Origin of the sequence: Xenorhabdus beddingii (assembly GCF_002127545.1) — a bacterium.
Taxonomy (GTDB): Bacteria; Pseudomonadota; Gammaproteobacteria; order Enterobacterales; family Enterobacteriaceae; genus Xenorhabdus; species Xenorhabdus beddingii.
The window spans coordinates 1-1,079 of sequence record NZ_MUBK01000119.1 but is presented as its reverse complement, the minus strand read 5'-3'; the positions used below and the strand labels follow the sequence as shown (position 1 = coordinate 1,079).

Sequence of the window (1,079 nt, the reverse complement as noted above, 5' to 3'; positions counted from 1 at the left end):
GCTGAGTTAACATATTAAGTGCAACAGGCGGAATATTAAAAGGCGTGAGTCAACTGTGATACATTTCACGGCTCTCACACCCGAAATCATGGCCTGATATGCATAAACAAACCAGACAGTACCGACAGTTGACTCGGGGACAAAGATATCAGCTTCAAGCCCTGTATAACAAGAGATTTCCTCAATATCAGATAGCTGAAGCTCTCGGTGTTCATCCGAGTACCGTTTCACGCGAACTGAAACGTAATACGCTTGAGGGGCTCTATTGCGCGGAGTCCGCTGATGCGTTGAAAGAGAAGCGAAAAAAGACGGCTTTAAAGTTCAGTAAACAGCATCCCCGACATCAACATATTCTGGCTGAGGGGTTATCCATGGGCTGGTCACCGGAGAATATCCACGCCAGAATGCGTCTGGAGTGCCCAGTGATAATGCTAAGTCATACAACGATTTATCGGCGTATCCACGAAGATCGGCGTGCAGGCGGTTTCCTTTATCAGCGTTTGCCCCGCTTTGGTAAAAGGCGCTGGAAAGGCGGGAAGCGTAAAGCAGGGCGTAGCCTGATCCCAAATCGGGTGGATATCAGCCAGCGGCCGGCTGTCGTTGAGAAGCGCACCCGCGTCGGGGATTTTGAAGGCGATACGATATATGGGAAGGATGCCTATTTGGTGACCCTGGTTGATCGTAAAAGTCGCTTGTTATTAATGGCAAAAACGCCGGATAAAACCGCAGAGAGGGTTTCTGATGTGATGAATAGCTTACTGAATCGAGTTTCGCAGGTTCATACGATCACGCTGGATAACGGTGGCGAATTTGCTCAACATGAGAAAGTCAGCCAATCAACAAAGGCAAAAATCTATTTTGCCCAACCTTATGCCAGTTATCAGCGAGGAACGAATGAAAACACAAATGGTTTAGTTCGTCGTCAATGGCCCAAGGGAACGGCTTTTGGTTCACTGGAGGAGCCAGAGATCAGTGAATTGGAATTAAGATTAAATATGACACCAAGAAAGGTTTTAAATGGGCTAACCCCCATCGAAGCCTATACGGGGCGCACATTGCACTTATTGTGTTAATCCAGC

The 1,079-nt window shown here is 47.5% G+C and carries 1 protein-coding gene; it reads left to right on the top strand.

Annotated features, from left to right (window positions below; genetic code table 11):
- Nucleotides 1-98: 98 nt before the first annotated feature.
- Nucleotides 99-1,073: an IS30 family transposase gene (locus Xbed_RS18750; protein ID WP_086114312.1), complete on the top strand. Its 975-nt coding sequence runs from the start codon at nucleotides 99-101 to the stop codon at nucleotides 1,071-1,073.
- The last annotated feature ends 6 nt before the right edge of the window (nucleotides 1,074-1,079 follow it).

Excerpts from the sequence above, each read along its gene's own strand:
- Xbed_RS18750 (WP_086114312.1), top strand. The coding sequence starts at position 99 with ATGCATAAACAAACCAGACAGTACCGACAGTTGACTCGGGGACAAAGA.